General features: G+C 62.7%; 18 protein-coding genes. 7 read left to right on the top strand and 11 right to left on the bottom strand.

All coding sequences use genetic code 11. The annotated features are described in order from the left end of the window. Positions 1-8: 8 nt before the first annotated feature. Genes ASE26_RS07535 through wrbA form a run of 6 tightly spaced genes read right to left on the bottom strand, consistent with a single transcriptional unit; the run spans position 9 to position 6,452 of the window. Entirely contained in the window at positions 9-1,076 is a 1,068-nt protein-coding gene (locus ASE26_RS07535; RefSeq protein WP_055926386.1) for a lipocalin-like domain-containing protein, read from the bottom strand. Next, on the bottom strand, positions 1,076-3,619 hold the full coding sequence (locus ASE26_RS07530; RefSeq protein ID WP_057245916.1) for an FtsX-like permease family protein: 2,544 nt from the start codon (positions 3,617-3,619) through the stop codon (positions 1,076-1,078). Before ASE26_RS07530 ends, ASE26_RS07535 begins: the two co-directional genes overlap by 1 nt. Beyond that, the gene (locus tag ASE26_RS07525; protein ID WP_055926379.1) at positions 3,607-4,032 is read right to left on the bottom strand and encodes a DUF4124 domain-containing protein; all 426 of its coding nucleotides are present in this window, start codon (positions 4,030-4,032) and stop codon (positions 3,607-3,609) included. The genes ASE26_RS07530 and ASE26_RS07525 overlap by 13 nt, the downstream gene beginning before the upstream one ends. Beyond that, the gene (locus ASE26_RS07520; protein ID WP_055926377.1) at positions 4,029-5,441 is read right to left on the bottom strand and encodes an FAD-binding oxidoreductase; all 1,413 of its coding nucleotides are present in this window, start codon (positions 5,439-5,441) and stop codon (positions 4,029-4,031) included. Before ASE26_RS07520 ends, ASE26_RS07525 begins: the two co-directional genes overlap by 4 nt. A gap of 2 nt (positions 5,442-5,443) precedes the next feature. Beyond that, the gene (locus tag ASE26_RS07515; RefSeq protein WP_055926374.1) at positions 5,444-5,845 is read right to left on the bottom strand and encodes a DUF2069 domain-containing protein; all 402 of its coding nucleotides are present in this window, start codon (positions 5,843-5,845) and stop codon (positions 5,444-5,446) included. After that, positions 5,838-6,452 (bottom strand): NAD(P)H:quinone oxidoreductase, encoded by a 615-nt coding sequence (gene wrbA / locus ASE26_RS07510; RefSeq protein ID WP_055926804.1) that lies wholly within the window; start codon positions 6,450-6,452, stop codon positions 5,838-5,840. The genes ASE26_RS07515 and wrbA overlap by 8 nt, the downstream gene beginning before the upstream one ends. Before the next feature lie 53 nt (positions 6,453-6,505). Between wrbA and ASE26_RS07505 the strand changes: the two genes are divergently transcribed. Further along, positions 6,506-7,858 (top strand): YihY family inner membrane protein, encoded by a 1,353-nt coding sequence (locus tag ASE26_RS07505; RefSeq protein WP_055926371.1) that lies wholly within the window; start codon positions 6,506-6,508, stop codon positions 7,856-7,858. 7 nt (positions 7,859-7,865) lie between these two features. On the opposite strand, the gene ASE26_RS07500 is transcribed toward ASE26_RS07505, so the two are convergent. Beyond that, the gene (locus ASE26_RS07500) at positions 7,866-8,654 is read right to left on the bottom strand and encodes an alpha/beta fold hydrolase (RefSeq protein WP_055926368.1); all 789 of its coding nucleotides are present in this window, start codon (positions 8,652-8,654) and stop codon (positions 7,866-7,868) included. Between the two features lie 2 nt (positions 8,655-8,656). Beyond that, complete coding sequence (locus ASE26_RS07495) at positions 8,657-9,967, bottom strand: O-acetylhomoserine aminocarboxypropyltransferase (RefSeq protein ID WP_055926365.1); 1,311 nt, start codon at positions 9,965-9,967, stop codon at positions 8,657-8,659. Between the two features lie 145 nt (positions 9,968-10,112). Between ASE26_RS07495 and ASE26_RS07490 the strand changes: the two genes are divergently transcribed. After that, positions 10,113-10,571 carry a CBS domain-containing protein gene (locus tag ASE26_RS07490; protein WP_055926361.1) on the top strand — a complete coding sequence of 153 codons (459 nt, stop codon included), beginning with the start codon at positions 10,113-10,115 and terminating at the stop codon, positions 10,569-10,571. A gap of 67 nt (positions 10,572-10,638) precedes the next feature. Here ASE26_RS07490 and ASE26_RS07485 read toward each other — a convergent pair whose 3' ends face one another. Then, positions 10,639-12,900 (bottom strand): EAL domain-containing protein, encoded by a 2,262-nt coding sequence (locus ASE26_RS07485; protein WP_055926358.1) that lies wholly within the window; start codon positions 12,898-12,900, stop codon positions 10,639-10,641. A gap of 211 nt (positions 12,901-13,111) precedes the next feature. Between ASE26_RS07485 and aroC the strand changes: the two genes are divergently transcribed. Continuing rightward, the gene (aroC, locus tag ASE26_RS07480) at positions 13,112-14,212 is read left to right on the top strand and encodes a chorismate synthase (RefSeq protein WP_055926355.1); all 1,101 of its coding nucleotides are present in this window, start codon (positions 13,112-13,114) and stop codon (positions 14,210-14,212) included. Beyond that, entirely contained in the window at positions 14,209-15,351 is a 1,143-nt protein-coding gene (locus tag ASE26_RS07475) for an MFS transporter (RefSeq protein WP_229207061.1), read from the top strand. The genes aroC and ASE26_RS07475 overlap by 4 nt, the downstream gene beginning before the upstream one ends. Before the next feature lie 3 nt (positions 15,352-15,354). On the opposite strand, the gene ASE26_RS07470 is transcribed toward ASE26_RS07475, so the two are convergent. Together ASE26_RS07470 and ASE26_RS07465 are read right to left on the bottom strand one after the other, a co-directional pair. Continuing rightward, on the bottom strand, positions 15,355-16,833 hold the full coding sequence (locus ASE26_RS07470; RefSeq protein ID WP_055926353.1) for an HDOD domain-containing protein: 1,479 nt from the start codon (positions 16,831-16,833) through the stop codon (positions 15,355-15,357). After that, on the bottom strand, positions 16,830-18,563 hold the full coding sequence (locus ASE26_RS07465) for a bifunctional diguanylate cyclase/phosphodiesterase (protein WP_057245914.1): 1,734 nt from the start codon (positions 18,561-18,563) through the stop codon (positions 16,830-16,832). Before ASE26_RS07465 ends, ASE26_RS07470 begins: the two co-directional genes overlap by 4 nt. A 246-nt stretch (positions 18,564-18,809) precedes the next feature. Here ASE26_RS07465 and ASE26_RS07460 point away from each other — a divergent pair, with 246 nt between their 5' ends. The 3 genes from ASE26_RS07460 to ASE26_RS07450 are packed head-to-tail and all read left to right on the top strand — an operon-like array spanning position 18,810 to position 21,547. Then, a complete protein-coding gene (locus ASE26_RS07460) occupies positions 18,810-20,492 on the top strand; it encodes an isovaleryl-CoA dehydrogenase (RefSeq protein ID WP_057245912.1) in 1,683 nt (560 codons plus the stop codon). Between the two features lie 45 nt (positions 20,493-20,537). After that, positions 20,538-21,188: a uracil phosphoribosyltransferase gene (gene upp, locus ASE26_RS07455; RefSeq protein ID WP_057245911.1), complete on the top strand. Its 651-nt coding sequence runs from the start codon at positions 20,538-20,540 to the stop codon at positions 21,186-21,188. A gap of 5 nt (positions 21,189-21,193) precedes the next feature. Next, positions 21,194-21,547, top strand: a complete 354-nt coding sequence (locus ASE26_RS07450) for an Hpt domain-containing protein (protein WP_055926341.1) — start codon at positions 21,194-21,196, stop codon at positions 21,545-21,547. The last annotated feature ends 163 nt before the right edge of the window (positions 21,548-21,710 follow it).

The following is a 21,710-nucleotide window of genomic DNA, read 5'->3' as shown; positions in this document are numbered from 1 at the left end:
GTTCTTGTTCAAAGTTTCATAGGACGGACATAGCCCGTCAATTCCAGGTAGCCGCGTCCTGCCGGCTTGCCGCCTCGCGTGACAGTCACCGCGCCTTCCCAATACACCGCGCCAGTCGAGCGGCGCGAATCCAGTTCCTGGTCCTGCTGCAAAGGACTGACCTGCCACTCTTCGGAACCGGTGGAGATCAGGGTGGCGACGGGATACTCGGCTTGGGTGCGCGGCGATTTCCATCGCACCTGCGGCGTAAAACTGACCTGGTCCTGCGAATAGTGGGTGATCTTACCGGATGCATCGCGCCATGTCGCGTGGGCCCACAGTTTACCACCTTGGCGGTCCCTTATCTGGAATGCCATCAAGGCGCCGCCGTCGTGCAAATTGATGCCGGCCCAGTCCCATCCCGCGGCGGCGGGATCGAGCACCTGGCTTGACCATTCGTGATCGAGCCAGGTCACGCCCTGCACCGCCTGCGGGGCGGTGTTGCGGCGGGTCAGGGTGCCGCTGGTGCGCAGTTGCGGCTTGCTATAGTAATAACTTGCCTGCTCAGGTTTCGGGCCCTTCCGGGAGAACCCGGCGTCGCCTTGCAGCAGCACCGGCTGCGTCGGCTGCAACTTCAGTGCGAGCGCAAATTCAGCGGCATTGATGTCGATATGATAAGTCCCGTCTTCGGCGCGCAGCAGGCGCCAGCCATCCAGTTGCACGCTGGTGTCTTGCGTGGCGGCGCTGGCCAGGCCGAAACCTGCGCGGGCGGTGCGCTGGTCGTGCAGCAGCTTGCCCTGCGACGGGTCGGACAGGGCGACGTGGGCGACGATGATGTCTTTCGGCGCGAACTGGCTCGGGTTGTCGCGACCGTGGCCGGTGCTGCTGCGGAAGAAGGTCACCTGGTAGCCGAGCTGGCGGCCATCCCCGGTGTCCAGCCAGCCGGTGGCGTACCACCATTCCGTCTTGAAGCCGGGGTGGGCGCCGAAATCGCGCGGGAACTGCAGTCGGGCGCCGGGCGTTACCGGCGTGAATTCGGCAGCTTGCAAGGGCAGGCTGAATGCCAGCGCAAGCAGGGTGCAAAGCAGGGCGCGCATCACCAGTCCTCCCTGACGGCGCGGATCGGTCCGCCGGACAGCGCCTGCCGGCCTGCGATCAGTGCGGTTGCGGCCGAGGACAGCAGCAGCGCCAGGGCGACAGTGGCCAGCAGCGGCCAGGGATAGTGCATTTGCATCGTCCAGTGGAAGGATTGCGGGTTGATGACGTGGACCAGGACCAGGCTGATAACCCAGCCAAGCGCGAAGCCGGCCAGGATGCCGAGCGTGGTCAGGGCGGCACCCTCCAGCGCCAGGATGCCGAGTACCTGGCCGCGCGTGACGCCGACGTGGCGCAGCATGCCGAATTCGCGTGCCCTTGCCAGCGTCTGGGCGGAAAATGTGGCGGCGACGCCAAACAGGCCGATCACGATGGCGATGGCTTCCAGCAGGTAGGTGACGGCAAAGCTGCGGTCGAAGATTTTCAGCGTCAGGTTGCGAATTTCGGAGGGGACGCTGGTTTCAACCAGCTCGCCGAAGGGAAGTTTGCGGATGTTTTCCTGCACCTGCGCTGCGCCGGTGTTCTTGGCGAGCCAGATGGCCGCATCGCCGGCGTCGCGGTCGCCTGTAAGCGCGATGTAGTCGGAGCGGCGCACGATCACGGCGCCGCCAGCACGGGCGTAGTCGCGCCAGATGCCGGCGATGCGGAATTCGCGATGCCGGCCTTGCAGCGGCAGGCGCAGCTTGGCGCCGGGCTGCAAGCCGTACAGGTCGGACATGGCTTCCGAGACCCAGGCCGGAGGCAGCGTCGCGGAGGCGCCCACGGTCCCGGCGTGCGCCGAACCGTCGACCAGCACCATCGCACGTCCGGGATCGTCAGGGTCGACATCGCGCGCCAGTATGGCCACGTTGGCGCGGTCGGGCGCCAGCGAGACCGAGCGTACGCGCAGGAACTCGATGCGTGCGACGCCGGGAACCGCGCGCAGGGCGTCCTGTTCTGCAGGCGAAAGGCCGCCTGTGGTGCCGGCCGATGCGGCGCGTGCGTACACGTCGGCCGGCAGGATGCGCAGCACCCAGTCATCGACGGAAGTCCTGAAGCTGGCCACCATGATGGCCATTGCCACCATCAGGCTGAAGCTGGCCAGCACGCCGCCCAGCGCGATGCCAGCCTGGCCCGATGCGTTGGCGAGCCGCGCCAGCGCCATGGCGCGGACGGGGTTTGCCGTTTTGCGGCGGGAAAGTGCTGTGAACGCCATGCCCGAGAGCCGCGGCATCAAGGCGATGGCGCCAACCAGGAGCAGGGCGATGGAAAGGTAGCCGAAGATCGGCAACTCAAGCACCGGTGGCGCAAACGTCATGGCGCCTGCCAAAGCGAGGCAGGCGAGGCCCGGCCAGGGGCGGGACAACGGCCGCAGTGCGGTTTCGTCGGTGCCCGCCTTGAGCGCGACGGCGGGCCGCGCACGGGCGGCGTCAAACGCCGGTGCCAGTCCGCCCAGCAAGGCTACGCCCAGCCCGAGCGTAAAGTAGGCCAGCGCCGCAGCCGGCGCCCATTGCACGCTTGGCTGGACGCCGGCAAAGTAGCCGGCACCGAGGTCGCCGCCAAACAAGCGCAAAACTGCCGCAGCCAGCGCATAGCCGCCGGCGACGCCAAGCGCGGAGCCGATGCTGCCCAATAGCGCGCCTTCCAGCAGTACCTGGCGAATCAAATGGCGCCGTTCGAGTCCCAGTACCCGTAACAGCGCAAACTCGCTGCGACGCCGCAGCACGGACAGCGCCTGCGACGAGAACACCAGGAATGCGCCAGTGAACAGCGCAACCAGCGCGAGCACGCTCAGGTTGACGCGGTATGCCCGGCTCAGGTTGGCGTTGCGGCTTTCCTGCTCGGCATCGTCCGGCTGGCCGACCCGGAAACGGCCCGGAAACTCCCGCTCCAGGCGCGCCGCCAGGGAGCGTTCGAATGCGCCCCGATCCACACCGTCGCGCAGCTTCAGGTCGACGCGCGACAGCTTGCCCAGGCGCTGGAACTGCCATTGCGCCGCCGCGATATCCATGACCGCAAAACGCTGGCCCACGCGCGCCCGCTGCAGCGAACCGGCGACGCGCAGGACCGCCACCTTGCTGCCCGCTTGCAGCCGAAGCTCGCCGCCAGGCCTCGATTGCAGCCAGTTCATGGCGGCAGGCGAGAGGAAGATCGCATCGTCAGCCAGCGTGTCGTAAGGAAGGTCTTGTTCCGGCGCGCCGATCAGGTCCGGCGTGATAAAGCCGGCCCGGAACACATCCAGGCCGATGATTTTCAGTGCCTGCCGCGCACCGGGCATCGACGCATCAAATTCGAGCACGGGCGAGGCCACTGCCACTTCCGGCAGGCGCGCGAGCACCGGGTAGACCGCTTCGTCAAACGTGGTTTCGGTGCCGCTCACCAGGACATCTGCCTGCCCCGACAAGCTGTGGACCGCGGTCGTGAACTCGTTCAGCGCCGCTGCATTGACAAGGTGGATGGCAAATCCCAGCGCCACGCCGATCGCGATCGCCGCGATGGCGGTCAGGGCCCGCACCGGATGCGAGCGCCATTCACCGACGGCCAGCCAGCGTGTCAGCCGCCGCATTCCAGCTGGTACATGTCGCCGGCGCGTTTAGCCTTTACCCTGGCGCGTTCAGTATTCTGGAGCGTGGCGCCACGCGCGTCTTCCTCCGCCCATTTATGCTGCATCTGGAGCTTCTTGCATTTCTTATTATGGCTGGCCACGGCCCGCGCCTCGGCCAGGTTCTGGCGCTCCTCGCGCGCTTCCTGCTTGCGGCGCTGGCTGGCCATTTTTTCCGCCTCGCGTTCCTGCCGTTTCAGGTTCGCCGCCGCGGCGGGATCCGGGGCTGGGGCGGCCGGCACCGCAATCGTACTGGCCACGCCTTTCTCGCATGGCTGCTGCGAGTAGCTGACTTTCCCATCGATGGTGCACTTGTGCAGGGCTTGCGCTCCTGCAGGAAGCGCCATCGACAACAGCAGCAAGGGCAGGAGTTTCATATTATTTTCCCTGGATTCATCAGGCCCAAAGGATCCAATGCGGCCTTGATTGCCCGCATCAGGTTCAACTCCACCGGCGACTTGTAGCGCGCCAGTTCGTCGCGCTTCAGCGCGCCAATGCCATGTTCGGCCGAAATCGAGCCGCCGAATGCAGCTACCGCATCGTGCACCACGCGGTTGACCGCCTCCTGGCTTTGCAGGAAGTCTTCATTCGCTACGCCAACCGGCGGCGCAACGTTGAAATGCAGGTTGCCATCGCCCAGGTGGCCGAAACACACCAGCTGGCATCCCGGGAAGGCTGCCTGCAACTGAGGCTCGGTGCTGGCGATGAAGTCGGCAATCGAAGATACCGGCAGTGAAATATCGTGCTTGATGTTCTTGCCGTCGGCAGCCTGCGCCAAGGGAATATGTTCGCGCAGGTCCCACAGTCCGCGCGATTGCGCGGCGGAGCTGGCAACGACTGCGTCCTGCACCACGCCTTCGCCGAGGGCGGCGCCAAGTGCGCGTTCGAGCAGCGCCGCAGCATGGGATTCCGATTCGCTGCTGGAGAGCTCCAGCAAGGCGTATTGGGCGTGTCCGTCAGCCAGCGGCTGTGGCAGCGCGGGAAAGTGCCTGGCCACCAGCCGCAGGCAAAATGCCGACATGAGCTCGAAGCCGGTCAGGCTCGCGCCGCAATGGTCCTGCATGATGGACAAGAGGCGCAGTGCCGCCGCCGGCGTTTCCATGGCAGCCAGCGCCGTGACGGAAGCTTTGGGCTGCGGATAAAGCTTGAGGACCGCGCCGGTAATGATGCCTAGTGTTCCTTCTGCCCCGATAAAAAGGTCGCGCAGGTCGTAGCCGGTGTTATCCTTGCGCAGGCCACGCAGCCCGGACCAGACCTCGCCTTGCGGCGTGACGACTTCCAGCCCCAGGCACAGCTCACGCGTATTGCCGTAGCGAAGCACGCCGGTGCCACCGGCATTGGTGGACAGGTTGCCGCCAATGGTGCAGCTGCCTTCAGCCGCCAGCGAGAGCGGGAACAGGCAGCCTTGCCCGGCCGCCGCCTCCTGCGCGCGCTGCAGGATCACGCCTGCATCGACGGTCATGGTGCGGTTGACCGGATCCACCTTGCGCACCGTCTGCATGCGCGCCAGCGACAGCACTACGGCGGTTCCGCTGGCATCGGGCACGCTGCCCAGCACCAGCCCCGTATTGCCGCCTTGCGGCACGATCGGAATACGCGCTTCCACGCACAGCTTGACGGCCGCTGCAACTTGTCCGGTATCGGCTGGGCGCAGGACAGCCAAAGCGCGGCCGGTAAAACGACCGCGCCAATCGCGCAGGAACGGCGCCATGTCCGCCTCGCCGGCAATGACGTGCGCGTCGCCAAGCAGGGCGCGGCAAGCGCCGAGGAAAGCGGAATTATCCATAGTTACTTGGTCTTGCTGGTATTGACCTTTTCCAGCAATTCGCGGGCGGCCTGCCTGGCTGCCCGCTTGTACGGCTGCACATAAAGGATGGCGCACAGGAAGTAGACCACTACGATGGCAACTTCGCCCCAGCCGAGCCACGGCGTGACCTTGTCGCCGTAGGCGCGCACCACGCCTTCGACGAAGTAAATCAGGATCATCATCGAGGTCCACTGCAGGGTATAAATGTCGCGTTTGATCACGCCCAGCAGCGGGAACAGCAGCGGTACCGCTTTCAGTACCAGCCAGGAGCCGCCCGGCTTCAGCGGCGACAGCCACATTTCCCAGGCTACGCTCCAGATAATGAGCAAGGCCAGGCTGGCGATGGCGCCCCAATGGAAAAGTTTATGCTTCGTACTATTCATTTCGTCCCCGCAGCTTGACGGCCGCTTCGGCCAGGCGGCGACCCATCGCGATCGCCAGGCGTTTCTCATCTTCCGTGAACGGCTTCTTGCCGTCCAGCCCCGACCAGTGGGTGGCGCCGTATGGCGAGCCGCCGCTGGTCGTCGTCATCAGTTCGGGATGGGTATAGGGCAGGCCCATGACCATCATCCCATGGTGCAGCAAAGGCACCATCATCGTCAGCAGCGTCGACTCCTGCCCGCCGTGCTGGCTGCCGGTCGAGGTGAAAACACAGGCCGGCTTGCCGGACAGGGTGCCGGACAGCCAATGCGCCGACGTTCCATCCCAAAAATACTTCATTGCCGCTGCCATATTGCCGAAGCGGGTAGGGGAGCCCAGCGCCAGGCCGTCGCAGTTCTCCAGGTCCTGCAATTCAACGTAAGGCGCGCCATCCAGCGGCACTTCCGGTTCGGTCGCTTCAGTTACGGTGGAAACGGCTGGCACGGTGCGCAGGCGGGCGTCGCAGCCCGGTACGGATTCGACACCCTGGGCAATCATTTCCGCCAATTTGCGTACGGATCCGTGCCTTGAATAATACAAAATTAGAATTGTGAGGTTAGTTCTGTTCATCATTGCTATTATATGGCCCTTTACTCAAGTTGCCTGACTAATAAGTTTCACTGATGGTTTTTAAGTCCCTCTATACCAACGTAGCCCGCGCCTGCACCAAAGGCGTGGCGGAATTGCGTGCGCTCTCGTGGGGCGAACTGCATGACCTGATCCAGTTCGCGCGCCGCCGCCTGCGCGAAGAAAGCCTGCCCCAGGTGGCCGGCGGCCTGACGTTTACCACCGTTTTTGCGCTGGTGCCGGTCCTGACGATCGCGCTGGCGATTTTCACCACTTTCCCGATGTTCAATACCTTCCGCACTGCACTGGAAGCGTATTTCATCAAGAGCGTGATGCCGAAGGCGATTTCCAGCACGATCATGGGTTACCTCACCACGTTTGCAGCCAAGGCGACGCGCCTGTCGGCAGTGGGTGCAGTGACGCTGGTGCTGACGTCGGTGGCAATGATGAGCATGATCGAGCGCGCCTTCAACCGTATCTGGCGCGTCAAGAGCGAGCGCCGGCTGGTGCGGCGGGTGCTGGTGTACTGGGCGCTGATCAGCCTTGGCCCTTTGCTGATCGGCGTCTCGATCAGCCTGTCGACCCACTTGTTCGATGCCACCAGCGGGCTGGTAGGATCGGTCACCGGGCCGATTTTCTATACGCTGCTGTCCGTCCTGCTGACGACGCTTTCCTTCACTTTCCTCTACATCACGGTGCCGAACCGGATGGTCGACTGGCGCGACGCGATCTGCGGCGGCGCATTGGCCGCAGTCTCGTTCGAGCTGGCCAAGCGCGGGTTTGCGATCTTCATTACGCAGGCGCCGACCTATTCGAAGATTTATGGCGCGCTGGCCGCCTTGCCATTGTTCCTGTTGTGGATTTACGTTTCCTGGCTGATCACGCTGCTGGGTGCCTTGCTGACGGCAGCGCTGCCGGTGGTGAAGTACGAGCGCTGGTGGCACGAAGCGGTGCCGGGCGGTGAGTTCGTCGATGCCATGGCGGTGCTGAAGGTGCTGCACGAGGCGCGCGAGCAGGGCGACAACGCGGCCGTCAGTTCGGCCGAGATACGGGGCCGTACCCGTCTCGGTTTCGATGAGATGGACGCCTTGCTGGAGAAGATGCTGGCGCCCGGCTGGGTGGCGAAAGTGAAAATTGCGCCGCCGCCGCGAGTGCAGTTCGGCAAGCGAGTCAGCGAAGGCGCCGACAACTGGGTGTTGCTGGCCAACGTACACAAGATCACGGTGGCGGATGTGTACCGCCTGTTTGTATTCGGTGGCATGTCGCTGAATGCTGGCGTGCTGGCCGATTCGGATGACGAAATGGACCGCCAGGCCAGCCACAATGCGGCAACCCTGGCGCGCCAGGTCGAAACCGCAGTGGAGTCGGGGCTGGGCTCCACCCTGGCCGTGCATTTCGGCGCGGCCTGAACGAATTTCAGCGCAGGAAGGCGAGTAGCGCGTCCAGCACCGCGTCCGGCTGCTCGGCCATCATCTGGTGGCCGGCATCAACCGTCACGGTTTTTGCGCCTGGCAGTGCCGCCAGCAGCGCCTTGGTGCTGCGCGGCGGCGTCATCATATCCTTGCTGCCGAAGATGAACTGCACCGGGCAGCGCACGCTCGCAGCGGCCGCGTCGCCATTTGCATAGCTGTTGCAGGCCGTGAAATCGGTGTGGAACAGCAAGTCTTCCCCTTGCGCGGAGATGCGCTCCATCAGCCGTTTCGACATTCCGCTGACATAGAAACCCGGCCCCGGGCAGGACGGCTTCTGCGCGTAGGAGCTGTGCGACCAGATATTGACCATGTCGATCGCCTCGCCCTCGGCCTCGCGCGCGGCGTTGAGCAAAGCGTCGGACACCTTCATTGGATAGGTTGCGCCAAGCAGCGCCAGGCGCGTAATGCGGTCTGGGGCGCGATGGGCGGCCTGCAGCGCGACCAGGGCGCCCATGCTGTGCCCAACCAGCGCGGCTTGCTGCACGCCGGCTGCGTCCAGCAAGGACAATAAGCAGTCGGCCATTTCCTCCACGCTGCGCAGCGCGGCGCCGCCGCTGCGGCCGTGGCCGGGAAGATCCACGGCCAATACGCCAAAGCCGTGGTGCGCCAGGTAGCGCGATTGCAGCGACCAGATTGAATGGTCGTTTTGCGCCCCGTGGATCATGGCCACCGTCGGCAGCTCCGGGTCGAACGCCTTGCCGCCCGTGTAGCAATACGTATCGCCGAATTTCATGCTCAAGCCCCTTTCTGCGAGGCTTTGAGCCCGCTTGCCAGGTCTTCCAGCAGGTCATCGGCGTCCTCCAGCCCGACCGAAAGGCGCATGGTGCCTTCCGCAATTCCCGACGCCGCCAGCTGCTCGGCCGGCACGCGGAAATGGGTGGTGGAAGCAGGGTGGATGACCAGCGAGCGCGCATCGCCGACATTGGCCAGGTGCGAGAACACTTTCAGGTTGTCGACAAAGCGTTTGCCGGCCGCACGATCGCCCTTCAACGTGAACGACAGCACCGCGCCTGCTCCCTTGGGCAAAAGGCGGGTGGCCAGAGCGCGGTCCGGGTGGCTCTCCAGTTCAGGATAGATCACCGACTCGACTGCCGGATTGGCGAGCAGGAACTCTGCCACGCGGCGCGTGTTGGCGACGTGCCGGTCCATGCGCACCGCCAGCGTTTCGACGCCCTGCAGGATGGCAAAAGCATTGTGCGGGCTCATGGCCGCGCCGAAATCGCGCAAGCCCTCGCGCCGCGCGCGCAGCGCAAACGCTGCCACGGTTGATTCTTCGGCGAACACCATGCCGTGGAAGCCGTCATATGGCTCGCAAAGCTCGGCAAAACGTCCGGTCGCCTCATAAGCGGCCTGCCAGTCGAAGGTGCCGCCATCAAGCAATACGCCGCCGATGGCGGTGCCGTGCCCGCACAGGAATTTGGTGGCCGAGTGGAACACCAGGTCGGCGCCGTGCTCGAAAGGCCGCAGCAGGTAGGGCGTAGTGAAGGTCGAATCGACCATCAGCGGCAAGTGGGCTTCGTGCGCAAGCGCTGCTACGCTGGCGATATCCAGCACGTCCAGGCCCGGATTGCCCAGCGTTTCACCGAACAGCACCTTGGTGTTGGGCCGGATCGCGGCACGCCAGGCGTCCAGGTCGCGCGGATCGACAAAGGTGGTCTCGATGCCGAAACGCTTCAGGGTATAGCCGAGCAGGTTGTGCGAGCCGCCGTACAGCGCCCGCGACGCGACGATGTGCGAACCGGCGCCGGCAATGGTGGCCAGTCCCAGGTGCATGGCCGCCTGGCCGCTGGCGGTGGCAATCCCCGCCACCCCGCCTTCCAGCGCCGCCATGCGCTCCTCCAGCACCGCATTGGTGGGATTGGAGATGCGTGAATACACGTGGCCGGCCCGTTCCATATTGAACAAGGCTGCCGCATGGTCCGAATCGCGGAAAGCGAAGGAGGATGTGAAATGGATTGGGGTAGCGCGGCTGCCGGTGACCGGATCTGGCGTAGCGCCCGCGTGCAGGGCGAGGGTATCGAACCCTGGATAATTTGGCGTTGTCATGGTTGCCATGCTATCGTGTTATTTAGCTTGTGAATACTGTTGCGTTTTGATTAATCCACCTCTGGATTTTTCACTTGGCATACGCTAAATTCGATGGTAAGGCTTACAATAAAACCATAATCACCACCGGACAGGACGGCCCAAAATGAAAGTATCTGAAATCCTCCAAGTCAAAGGGAACATCCTCTACACGATCACTCCGGACCAGCCGTTGGTCGAAGCGGCGAATACCATGGCCGAAAGAGACATCGGCTCCCTGGTGGTGATGGAATACGGCGACCTGGTCGGCATGCTGACGTTCCGCGAAGTGCTGAAGGCGCTGCACGCGAACCAGGGCTCGGTCGGCGGCGGCACCGTGCGCAAGCACATGGATGACCACCCGATCACCGTCACCCCGGACACCGAAGTCAATGAGGTACGCCGCATCATGCTGGAAAAGCACGCGCGCTACCTGCCTGTGATGAACGCCAAGACCCTGCTGGGCGTGATCTCGTTCTATGACGTGGCGCGCGCCGTGCTGGAAGCGCAAAGCTTCGAGAACCGCATGCTGAAGGCTTACATCCGCGACTGGCCAGCCGAGGAAGAAGAGAAGTCCGAGGGGTGAAATAAAAAATGGGGAGGTACCCCATTTTTCGCGGTTCAAAAAATGGGGTGCGTCCCCATTTTTTTATTTATGCGACGCCGGCCAAGGCGTCGTCGCTTAGCCAGCCGACCAGGGCTTCGCCGGTCATTGGCCGCGCGAACAGGAAGCCCTGGCCCAGCGGGCAGCCCAGGGTATGCAGGATTTGCGCCTGGCGCTCGTCTTCCACGCCTTCCGCGATCACCGCCAGGCCAAGGTTGCGGCCCAGTTGCACCACCATTTCGGCAATGCTGCTGCCGCGCGCGGAATTCGTGATTTCGGTGACGAAAGCGCGGTCGATCTTCAGGCGGTCGACCTGCAGGCGCTGCAGGTAGGACAGGGAAGAGAAGCCGGTGCCGAAATCGTCGATTGCAATGGTCACGCCGGTCTGCTTGATCTGCGCCAGCATCCTGATCAGCATATCCGGCTCTTCCATCGCCATCGATTCGGTAATCTCAAGCTCCACATACTCCGGCGGCGCGCCCGTGTCGTGCAGCGCATTGCGCAGCATTTCGAGGAAGTGCGGGTGGCGGAACTGCACCTGCGACACGTTGATCGACATGGTGAACTCGGTATGCCCCGCCGCGCGTAGCGCCACCAGTTCCTGCATCGACGTGCGCATCACCCATTCGCCCAGGTCGATAATCAGGCCCGAATATTCGGCGATGGGAATGAAGCGGTCGGGGGAGACAAATTTGCCGTCCGGCGTCTGCCAGCGCAGCAGGGCTTCCGCGCCCATCGGACGGCGTGAATCGAGGTCGACTTGCGGCTGGTAGACAACAAAGAGTTGGTTCTGGCTGAAACCGGTACGCAGGGCGTGCATCATGCGTACACGTTCGCGGATTTCCACGCCCATGCTGCGCGAGAAGTAGAAGTGGCCGGCGCGCTGCTGCGTCTTGGCGCGTTTCAGCGCGATGTCGGCATCCTTCAGCGCATCGGCGCCGCTGCCGTCATGTTCCAGCAAGCGCACCAGGCCGAGGGTGGCGGAAAGCTGCACATCTTGGCCATCGATACTGAACGGCGTTGAGAACAGGCTGATGATGGTGGCCGGATTGACCTGGCCTGCGTCGCCCAGCACACAGAAGATATCGCCGCCGATGCGGGCCACGGTCAATTGCTTGCCGAGGCTATTCTGCAGGCGCGCCGCAACCGCGGACAGCAGCAGGTCGCCGAATTCGTGGCCCAGTGCGTCGTTGGTCTCGGCAAAGTGGTCGAGGTCGACCAGGCAAAGCGTGGCGTCCTGCTTGGCCGGGCCGGCCAGTGTGGCATCGAGGATTTCGATCAGGCGCGTGCGGTTCGGCAGCTTGGACAGGTTATCGTAGAAGGCTGCGGTATGCAGGTGCGACACCAGTTCCACGTTGTCGAGGCCAACTGCCACGTTGCTGCAGAAAACTTCCAGCAGGCTTTCTTCGAGCGGGCTCGGACTGCGCGAAACGTCCATGAAGGCGACGAAGGTGCGGCTGGCCTTGCCGGCAAAGTACAGCGCTATGCTGTCGCCGCAATAGACGTTGCGGCGCGCGCCAAGGCATTCTTCCATTGCCTTGTGGACGCGCGGGTCTTCTTTCGCAGTGAGCTGGGAATTGGACAGGTTATGGTGGCTGCCGCTGGCTGCCATCACGACCAGCTCGTGGCAGCCGGCATCGGGACATTCCTGCACGCACAGTACGCCGTGGGCTTCCTGGCCCAGCAGTTCGGCAATCTGCGCCAGCACGCCGGAGGCGAAATTCTGCACGCCGTGCAGTGCCATCAGCTCGGTGCTGGAGTGCACGATACGCGCCAGGCCGCGGCGGCTTTCGTTGATGTTGCGGATTTGTTCGTAGGAACGGATTGCCGCAGTCACGGTGGTGAACAGCTTGATGCGCGTCAACTCCGATTTGGTCTTGTAATCGTTGATGTCGAAATCGCGAATTGCATCGATCTCGGGCGCGTAGCCCGGCTGGCCGGTGCGCAGGATGATGCGCACGTCGGCAAGCTTCAGTGTTTCGCGGATATAACGCACCAGGTGCAAACCGGCGTCATCCTGCTCCATGACTACGTCGAGCAGGATCACGGCGATTTCCTGTTCGTGCTTGAGCATTTCGCGCGCTTGTGCGGCGGAATAGGCATGCACGAATTCCAGGGGGCGGTGCTGCATGTCCAGGTTGCCAAGGGCGAACGTGGTCGTCGAATGGACGTCTTCGTCGTCATCGATAATCATCACGCGCCAGACATTGCGCAGTGCGGGGAGAGCTGGCTGAGCCGAATGCTCTTCTAAGAAAACCAGATCGTCCTGATCGTCGTGGCCGCCATCCGGCGCCGTGATCGAAGGGGGCATTTGTCGCTTCTCCAAGGGGTCTCGGTGTTCTTACAACTTAGTATATAGCGAATTGTTCATGAGAACGACCATTAAAACACTTTCATGGAAGTTAACGAATAGTGGGGTGCTAGTTTCGTAAAAGTTGTAGCTTAAACAGCTACTTCCTGCGAGTTTTGCCATATCGGGTTAGAATGGACAGTTACCCCTGTTACTACTCATCGTCTCCATCATGTCCGGCAATTCCTTTGGCAAGCTGTTCACCGTCACCACGTTTGGCGAATCCCATGGTCCTGCAATTGGTTGCGTCATTGACGGCTGCCCGCCGGGGCTGGCACTGAGCGAGGCCGACATCCAGCCCGAACTGGATCGCCGCAAGCCTGGCACTTCACGCCACGTGACGCAGCGCCAGGAGCCGGACACGGTGCAGATCCTGTCGGGCGTGTACCAGGGCGTGACCACCGGCACCCCGATTGCGCTGCTGATCAAGAACGAAGACCAGCGCAGCAAGGACTACGGCAATATCGCGGAGAGCTTCCGCCCAGGCCACGCCGACTATACCTACTGGCACAAGTACGGCGTGCGCGATCCGCGCGGCGGCGGCCGTTCTTCGGCGCGCCTGACCGCGCCGGTGGTGGGCGCCGCGGCCATCGCCAAGAAATGGCTGAAGGAGAAGTACGGTACCGAGTTCGCCGGCTGCATGAGCCAATTGGGCGAGATCGAAGTGCCGTTCGAGAGTTTTGAGCATGTGCCTTCCAATCCGTTCTTCGCCGCCACCTCCGACGCGGCCCTGGTCGAACGCATGGAAGACTATATGGACAGCCTGCGCAAGGATGGCGATTCCATCGGCGCCCGCATCGACGTGGTGGCGCGCAATGTGCCGGTCGGCCTGGGCCAGCCAATCTACGACAAGCTGGATGCGGATATCGCCTATGCGATGATGGGCATTAATGCGGTGAAGGGCGTCGAGATCGGCGCCGGCTTCGACAGCGTGGCGCAGCGCGGCTCGGAACACGGCGATGAGCTGACGCTGGAAGGCTTTGTCGGCAACAACTCCGGCGGCGTCCTGGGCGGTATTTCGACCGGCCAGGACATTACGGTATCGATCGCCATCAAGCCGACTTCCTCGATCCGTACGCCGCGCCGCTCGATCGACAAGGAAGGCAATCCGGTAATGGTCGAGACTTTCGGCCGTCACGATCCTTGCGTCGGCATCCGCGCGACCCCGATTGCGGAAGCGATGCTGGCCCTGGTGCTGATGGATCACGCGCTGATGCACCGCGCACAATGCGGCGACGTCAAAGTGTCCACGCCGGATATCAGTAAAGCGTGATTCCAGCCCAGGCTTTCGGATTCGCGCTTTTCCTCTTCTGTTATTACGCTTACGCCGGTACCTTTTCGACTTACGCCAGCCTGTATTTCCAGGGCCGGGGGATGTCGGTAGCGCAGATCGGCGTCCTGATGTCGATGATCCAGGTGTTGCGGATCTTCGGCCCCAATCTCTGGGGCTATGTCGCTGACCATTCCGAACGGCGCGTCTTCGTGCTGCGCCTGACCGGCGTGGCGGCGATGATTGCGTTTTCCGGTTTCATTTTCGGTTCAACCTTCGCGCACTTCTTTGCCGCGATGGCGCTGCTCAACCTGTTCACCAGTGCGCAAGGTCCGATGTGCGAAGCGCTCATGCTGTCGGAAATGCGCGGCGACTTGACCTACTACGGGCGCATTCGCCTGTGGGGCTCGATCGGCTTCATCGTTACGGTGATGCTGGCCTCGTTCCTGATGGACTGGCAGGGGACCGGCGCCCTGGTCTGGTTCTGCGGCGCCTTGCTGGTATGCGTGCTTGGCGCCGCCTTCCGCCTGAAGGACGTGCCGCGCCTGGCCCATGCCGGCAAGCCGCCGGCCTTGCTGGCGGTGCTGCGCAAGAAGGAAGTGCTGGCCTTCTTTGCGTCGACCGCGCTGATGGTGTCGGCCCACGCAGCGCTGTACACGTTCTACTCGCTGTACCTGGAAAGACAGGGTTACAGCAAGACCGTGACGGGACTTATGTGGTCGCTGGGCGTGGTGGCGGAGGTGCTGTGCTTCTATTACCAGGCCCCCTTGTTCCGGCGCTGGGGCGCCAAGCGGTTGATGTATGCCTGCTTCGCATTCGGTGTCGTGCGTTTCGCGTTGATCGGCGCCGGTGCGCAGTCGCTGGCCTTGCTGGTGGCGGCGCAGGTAATGCATGCAGCGACCTTCGCACTGCATCATTCGGCTTCGGTACAGACCATGCAGCGCTGGTTCAACGGCCCGCTGCAGGCGCGCGGGCAGGCCTTGTACATCAGCATTTCTTATGGTCTCGGCGGTAGTATCGGCAGCCTGGCGCTGACCCCGGTATGGCAACATGCGGGGCCGCAATTCATCTTTTACATTGCGTCGGGACTGGTGGCGGCAGGCGCCGTGGCTGCTGCGCTGAGTTACCGCTGGCAGCGGTAAGGGTCAGGCGGCACGGTTGACGGTGCCGACCTGGTGGCGGCGTTCGACAGCCTTCACCACCGTTGAGCGAATGTCGTTCAGCAGCGAAAACTCGGTCGGGCTGAGGTGGATGGCCGGGAAGGAATGGTCCCAATCGCCGTACAGGAAGCCGGTCGGCTGGCCGTTGGAGCACAGCGGCAGGATGACAAAGCTACGCGCGTCGTTCAGCGTGTCGCGCCACCAGGCCGGCAGCTTGGCCGCAAATTTGGGGTCGGCCGCATTCTCGATGAAGATCACGCGATCGCTGCTCAGGGCCGCGTGGAACACGTTCGGCTCGTAAGCGTCGGCAAAATGCATGGCTTCCAGATGCTCGCGCACGCCTTCGCCCAGGCACATGCGCGCCACGTATTTGTTCTCGCGGCGGTTGCGCACGAATGCCACCGAGCGGCTGAATTGCAAGCCTTTGAACACGGTTTCCAGCGCGATCGAAGCCATCTGGCCGACACTCGCGGTGTCGAGCGAATCGCGCATATCGGCCAAGCCGCTAAGCAGGATATTGTTGCCGGCGGCACGCTGGCGGGTTTGTGCCAGCGCCTTGGCGCGGCGTTCGGCCGGCTTGGACAGGGGCGCAATCGACAGGTCGGCCGCGGCAACGGCTTTGGCCTGCTCGATGGCCAGCGCCAGCTTGTCGGTGCTGACGCCGATCATGGACGAAAAGCGGGCAGTGATGCGCTTGACTTCCGCTGCGCCTTCTTCATTGTCATTCCAAAGTGCGCCGGCGCAGATGCAGGCCATGGTCGAAACGCCTGCCACCCAGTCTTCCGCGCTAAGCGGTTCGAGCGGCATATCGCCGGCAGGCGGTACCAGGGTACGCATGCCGGACAGCAGGTTCTCCGGCAGACCCCAATGCAAGGCGGCGGCGCGGCCGATATCCTGCAGGCTCAAGCCCAGCATCTCCGGCGCGGCGCTGTCTTCCTTGCCGGCGCCGGCGGCCTGCTGCAGCTCGGTCCAGCGCTCCGGCATGTAGAAGGTAACCAGCATGCGGCCCAGCGTTTGCAGCATGGAGCAAACCACAGCTTCTTCGCCGTGACGGTTTTCAGCGGTGGCCGACACTTCGCGGGCGACGATGCCGGCCAGTACGGCCTTTTCCATTTCAATATGGGCCAGGCCCGAATCGGGCGATACCACGGACAATTCTTCGATGAGCTTCAGGCCGAGTGCCAGGTGGCCAATGGCCTCCGTGCCCAGCACCAGCATGGCCTTGCTGACCGTGTTGATTTGCTGGCCGAAAGCGGAATACATGCCGCTATTCGCCAGGCGCAAGACTTTCTGCGTCAGGACGGGATCCGATAGTACGGTGCGCGCCATGTCGAACTCTTTATCGTCTTCGCCGCGCATGGCGCCGAGGATGGCCGTGATTGCTTTTGCGAAGCCAGGCATGTCGCCTTGCTGGCGCGTACGTTCCCACAGCGTAGACAGGGTCTGTTCGCTCAGCGCGCTCATTGCCCCACCTGCCGCGGTTCTTCCGTCATCAAGGATGCGTAGGTACGTTCCTTCAAGGCGGCCAGGGCCGTGTGCGCAGCCATTGGACGGCCGGTCAGGAAGCCCTGGACATACTGGCAGCCGCGCTGCGTAACGTAATTCATTTGCTCTTCCGTCTCGACGCCTTCCGCAACGACCGACAAGTCCAGGTGCTTGGCCAGGTCCAGCACCGCGTTGCAGATGGCGCCATCCTTCTCCGAGCCGGGCAGGTCGCGGATGAAGGTGCGGTCGATCTTCAGTACGGAAATAGGGAAGCGTTTCAGGTAGGACAGCGAGGAGTAGCCGGTACCGAAGTCGTCGATCGCGATGCGGGCGCGGCGTTCAGCCATCCTGGCAAGGATCGTCTCGGCGTGCGCCGGATCGATCATCAGCGTGCCTTCGGTAATCTCCAGCACCAGTTGTTCACCAGGCAGGCCGGAGAAGGCCAGCGCATCGTCGAGTACATCGAGGAACTTGTCGTTGCGGAATTGACGGGGGCTGATATTCACCGAAATATACAGCGGCCGTTGCGCCACTTCCTGGAACTGCTTCAGCTGGACACAGGCCGATTTCAGCGCCCAGGCGCCGAGCAGGTTGATCAGGCCATTGGTTTCCGCGATGGGGATGAAGCGCGCCGGCGGCACCATGCCAAGGGTAGGGTGCTTCCAGCGCATCAGCGTTTCGAAACCCTCGATTTCGCGGGTGGCAGAGTTGACGATAGGCTGGTAATACAACAGGAATTCGCCTTCGCGCACAGCCTGGAACATTGCCGCTTCCAGCGAAATATCATGCTCCGGCGGGCCGCTCTGGCGCTGGCTGTAAACGATGGCGCGGGCTTTCCCGGTTTCTTTGGCGCGCGACATGGCCGCATCAGCCAGGGCGACCAGGCGCACCTCGTCTTCCGCATGCTCGGGGTAGACCGACACGCCAAGCGAGGCGCTTACGTAGATCGTGTGCTGCCCGACTTCAAACGGCGACTGCAGCGTGGCGAGCAGGCGGCCGGTGACCAGCTTGATTTGCGCCTCGTTGTAAGTGCCGGGCAGCACGGCGACGAATTCGTCGCCGCCAACGCGGGCCAGGGTATCGCTGTCGCGCAGCGTTTTGCGCAGGCGCGCCGCGGCCATTTTCAGTACCGCATCGCCAACCGGTTGGCCCAGGCCATCGTTCACTTTCTTGAAGCTGTCGAGCCCAACGGTAGCCACCGCAAAACCCTGGCCGGAGCGGCGGGCCTGGGCGATGGTCATGCGCAGGCGGTCCGACAACAGCAGGCGGTTCGGCAACTCGGTCAGGCCATCGTGGGTGGCCATGTGGCGCAGGCGGTCTTCGGTCGCGTGCTGGGCCGTCATGTCGCGGCCGACCACCAGCAATTCATAGGCCTTGTTGGCGGTGGCGTAACTGCTGAGGCGCAGTTCGAACCAGATTTCCTGCTCGGGGGTTTTGAGGCGGACTTCGGCGCGGTGTGCACCGCGGGACTGGATCGATTCGGAGAGCGCGGACTTCAGTGCTGCATGGTCCAGTTCACAGGTAAAAGCGAGGAGGGGGTGGCCTTCGAGTTCCTGGCCATTACGCAGCAAATTCGCGGCTCGCTGGCTGGAGAAGAGGATATGACCCATCAGATTCAGCCTGAACACCACATCGCCCGCTTCCTCTAGCAGGAGGTTTGCCTCATGGTGTGATGTTGTTAAAGGCACTGTTGGGGAGCTGGAAAGCATTGTTGCGCTCGATTCTTTCTCTTCAGGTCGTAACCAGAAAGAAATGTATCACTTAAACCTCATGTTTCACATGAAAAAGAGCAACATTGGTCCATGTTTTTAGGAAATTTATTGCCTGAGATCAGTTTTATATGAAAGCAGGAGAAGTTTGGTGCTTTACTAAGCAATGTTTCGTTTTTATGTGAACCTTGCTAGTGCTGAAAGTTTGCGCTAGCCTCGCGTTACAGAGAACGCCGGGAGGGCGAAATGAATCGTTTCGACACGCACGAGGTTTTCAACCAGGTGAGCCCGTTTGTGAACGTCAACCTGTTCACCTGCGACACCGCCTTGCGCGAAGCGCTGGAGCGTGAGGGCGCCGCTTTCGCCACTGCCTCGCTGATGGAACTGGGGGCGGAACTGGGCACCGCCGAAATGCAGGAGCTGGCCCGGCAAGCCAATGAACATCCGCCGGTCCTGAAGAACTTCGACCGCGCCGGCCACAGGATCGACGAGGTCGAATTCCACCCCGCCTGGCACAAACTGATGGAGCTGATGATCGCTGCCGGCGCCCATGCCTCGCCGTGGGAGGGCAAGCATCCTCACCACGGCGCGCAAGTGGCGCGCGCGGCCCGCTACATCCTGTTCGGGCAAGGCGAAAACGGCGCGCAATGCCCGATCACCATGACGTATGCCAGTGTGCCGGCCTTGCGCCATAGCCCCGGCCTTTCCGCGCGCTGGCTGCCGAAAATCCTGTCGCGCGTGTACGATCCGAGCCCGCTGCCGATTGACGAGAAACGCGGAGCGCTGATCGGCATGGGCATGACGGAAAAGCAGGGCGGTTCCGACCTGCGCGCCAACACCACGCAAGCCGAACCGGTACCGGCTGACGAAATACGCACGCTGTTCGGCGCGGACAGCGAACCGGTGTATCGCCTGACTGGCCACAAATGGTTCTTCTCCGCGCCGCAATGCGACGCCCACCTGGTGCTGGCCCAGGTGGGCGATGCGGGATTGAGCTGCTTCCTCGTGCCGCGTTTCCTGCCGGACGGTGCGCGCAACCAGGTGCGCGTGCAGCGGCTGAAGGAAAAGCTGGGAAATAAATCGAATGCCTCGTCCGAAGTCGAATTTACCGGCGCCTATGGCTGGCTGCTTGGCCCGCTGGGCCGCGGCGTGCCGACGATCCTCGAAATGGGCAATCATACGCGGCTGGATTGTGTGCTGGGTACTGCCGGCATCATGCGCGCCGCATTGACCCAGGTCCTGCACCACGCTCGCCGCCGCAGCGCTTTTGGCAAGCCGCTCGCCGAGCAGCCCCTGATGCAAAATGTGCTGGCCGACCTGGCGCTGGAGTCGGAAGCCGCCACGGTCTTCGCGATGCGGCTGGCGCGCTGCTTCGACCATCTGGATAATCCCGCCGAAGCGCTGCTCGCGCGGCTGCTGACACCCGCCGGCAAATACTGGATCTGCAAGCGCGGCCCCGGTTTTGGCGCCGAGGCGATGGAGGTGCTCGGCGGCAGCGGTTATGTTGAGGAGAGTTCGCTGGCCCGGCTGTACCGCGAGCTCCCGGTGAACTCGATCTGGGAGGGTTCGGGCAACGTGATGTGCCTGGACCTGCTGCGGGCACTGTCGAAATCCAGCCAGGTGCAGGAAGTGCTGGCGGCGGAATTGGGCGAGGGCAGCCACGCCAATCCCGATTATGTGCGGTTCACCAGCCAACTGCTGGCGGACCTGCCCAAAGCCCGCGAAGACGAGTTCGGTGCACGACAGCTGGCTGAACGCATCGTGCTGGCGATCCAGGCGGGATTGCTGCTGCGCCACGCGCCGGCATTTATCAGCTCCGCTTTCGTCGCCAGCCGCTTGGCGCGTGAGCCGGGGGGCGCTTACGGGCGGTTGCCAGCAGGAACTAACTGTGAAGCCATTCTACAGCGGGCGCTGGTGGAAAACGCCTGAGGCTGGGATAATGCGCGCAATTGAACGAATTTATTCCTGAATAACATGAAACAAGATCCGCGCTTTCCCAACCTGTTCATTACCGACCACCCGCTGATCCAGCACAAGCTGAGCCATATGCGCGACAAGGCAACGTCGACGCGCACCTTCCGCGAGCTGCTGAAAGAAATCACGCTGCTGATGGGTTACGAGATCACCCGTGACCTGCCGCTGACCACGCGCGAAATCGAAACCCCGCTGGAAACCATCCAGGCCCCGGTGATCGCCGGCCGCAAACTGGCCGTGGTACCGATCCTGCGCGCCGGCGTAGGCATGAGCGACGGCCTGCTGAACCTGGTGCCATCGGCACGCGTCGGCCACATCGGCGTGTTCCGCGACCCGGAAACCCACCAGCCGGTGGAATACCTGGTGCGACTGCCGGACCTGGTCGACCGTACTTTCATCTTGTGCGACCCGATGGTGGCGACCGGTAATTCGGCTGTGCACGCGGTGGATGTGCTGAAAAAGCGCGGCGTTCCCGACGACCAGATCATCTTCCTGGCCCTGGTGGCGGCACCGGAAGGTATCGAAGTGTTCCAGAAATCCCACCCGAACGTGAAGATCTTCTGCGCGTCGCTGGATTCCCACCTCAACGAACACGCCTATATCATTCCAGGCCTGGGCGACGCGGGTGACCGCATTTTCGGTACCAAATAAGAGCCATGGCGACGCCGGCCGATCCCGAATTCCACGACCGGCTGCAAGCCCTGCGCGACAAGTACGCTGCCAGCGTTCCCGAGCGCATGGCGGCCATCCGTAATGCCCTGGTGCTTTGCCAGGGCAGCCTGGTTCCAGCCCATATCGAGCAATTGCACCACGCACTGCACAGTGTGGCCGGCTCTGCCGGATCGTTTGGCTTGGCTGCGCTAGGCGATGAAGCGCGCCGTATTGAACAGATGGTGCGCGGCGTGATGGAATCCGGTGCGCCATGGCTCGGCATCGAAGCCGCCACTCATGCATTGTTGCAATGGGCCGACAAGGATTTTGGCGCAGGGCAAATTGCTGCGCACGATTGATATTTATCAAACAAGATTGATAAATCTTGTCTATAGTTAGTCATACATGTTCGGGACCTGTTGGCACGATGTGAATTAATTTTGCGCACTGCGTGCTTTTAGCAGGTATTTCGGTATAATGGCGGATCGTTTAGATTCAGGTGACTGGGTTCAAACGGTATCA

The sequence above is a fragment of the Duganella sp. Root198D2 genome, assembly GCF_001428585.1.
GTDB lineage: Bacteria > Pseudomonadota > Gammaproteobacteria > Burkholderiales > Burkholderiaceae_D > Rugamonas.
This window is presented reverse-complemented; position numbering and strand designations above follow the sequence as displayed.

Bases quoted from the DNA above. Each gene is read 5' to 3' on its own strand.
- aroC (WP_055926355.1), top strand. From the start codon at position 13,112: ATGTCCGGCAATTCCTTTGGCAAGCTGTTCACCGTCACCACGTTTGGC.
- ASE26_RS07520 (WP_055926377.1), bottom strand. From the start codon at position 5,441: ATGGATAATTCCGCTTTCCTCGGCGCTTGCCGCGCCCTGCTTGGCGAC.
- wrbA (WP_055926804.1), bottom strand. From the start codon at position 6,452: ATGAACAGAACTAACCTCACAATTCTAATTTTGTATTATTCAAGGCAC.
- ASE26_RS07535 (WP_055926386.1), bottom strand. From the start codon at position 1,076: ATGCGCGCCCTGCTTTGCACCCTGCTTGCGCTGGCATTCAGCCTGCCC.
- ASE26_RS07460 (WP_057245912.1), top strand. From the start codon at position 18,810: ATGAATCGTTTCGACACGCACGAGGTTTTCAACCAGGTGAGCCCGTTT.
- ASE26_RS07450 (WP_055926341.1), top strand. From the start codon at position 21,194: ATGGCGACGCCGGCCGATCCCGAATTCCACGACCGGCTGCAAGCCCTG.
- ASE26_RS07465 (WP_057245914.1), bottom strand. From the start codon at position 18,563: ATGCTTTCCAGCTCCCCAACAGTGCCTTTAACAACATCACACCATGAG.
- ASE26_RS07495 (WP_055926365.1), bottom strand. From the start codon at position 9,967: ATGACAACGCCAAATTATCCAGGGTTCGATACCCTCGCCCTGCACGCG.
- ASE26_RS07530 (WP_057245916.1), bottom strand. From the start codon at position 3,619: ATGCGGCGGCTGACACGCTGGCTGGCCGTCGGTGAATGGCGCTCGCAT.
- ASE26_RS07505 (WP_055926371.1), top strand. From the start codon at position 6,506: ATGGTTTTTAAGTCCCTCTATACCAACGTAGCCCGCGCCTGCACCAAA.
- ASE26_RS07490 (WP_055926361.1), top strand. From the start codon at position 10,113: ATGAAAGTATCTGAAATCCTCCAAGTCAAAGGGAACATCCTCTACACG.
- ASE26_RS07515 (WP_055926374.1), bottom strand. From the start codon at position 5,845: ATGAATAGTACGAAGCATAAACTTTTCCATTGGGGCGCCATCGCCAGC.
- ASE26_RS07470 (WP_055926353.1), bottom strand. From the start codon at position 16,833: ATGAGCGCGCTGAGCGAACAGACCCTGTCTACGCTGTGGGAACGTACG.
- ASE26_RS07500 (WP_055926368.1), bottom strand. From the start codon at position 8,654: ATGAAATTCGGCGATACGTATTGCTACACGGGCGGCAAGGCGTTCGAC.
- upp (WP_057245911.1), top strand. From the start codon at position 20,538: ATGAAACAAGATCCGCGCTTTCCCAACCTGTTCATTACCGACCACCCG.
- ASE26_RS07525 (WP_055926379.1), bottom strand. From the start codon at position 4,032: ATGAAACTCCTGCCCTTGCTGCTGTTGTCGATGGCGCTTCCTGCAGGA.
- ASE26_RS07485 (WP_055926358.1), bottom strand. From the start codon at position 12,900: ATGCCCCCTTCGATCACGGCGCCGGATGGCGGCCACGACGATCAGGAC.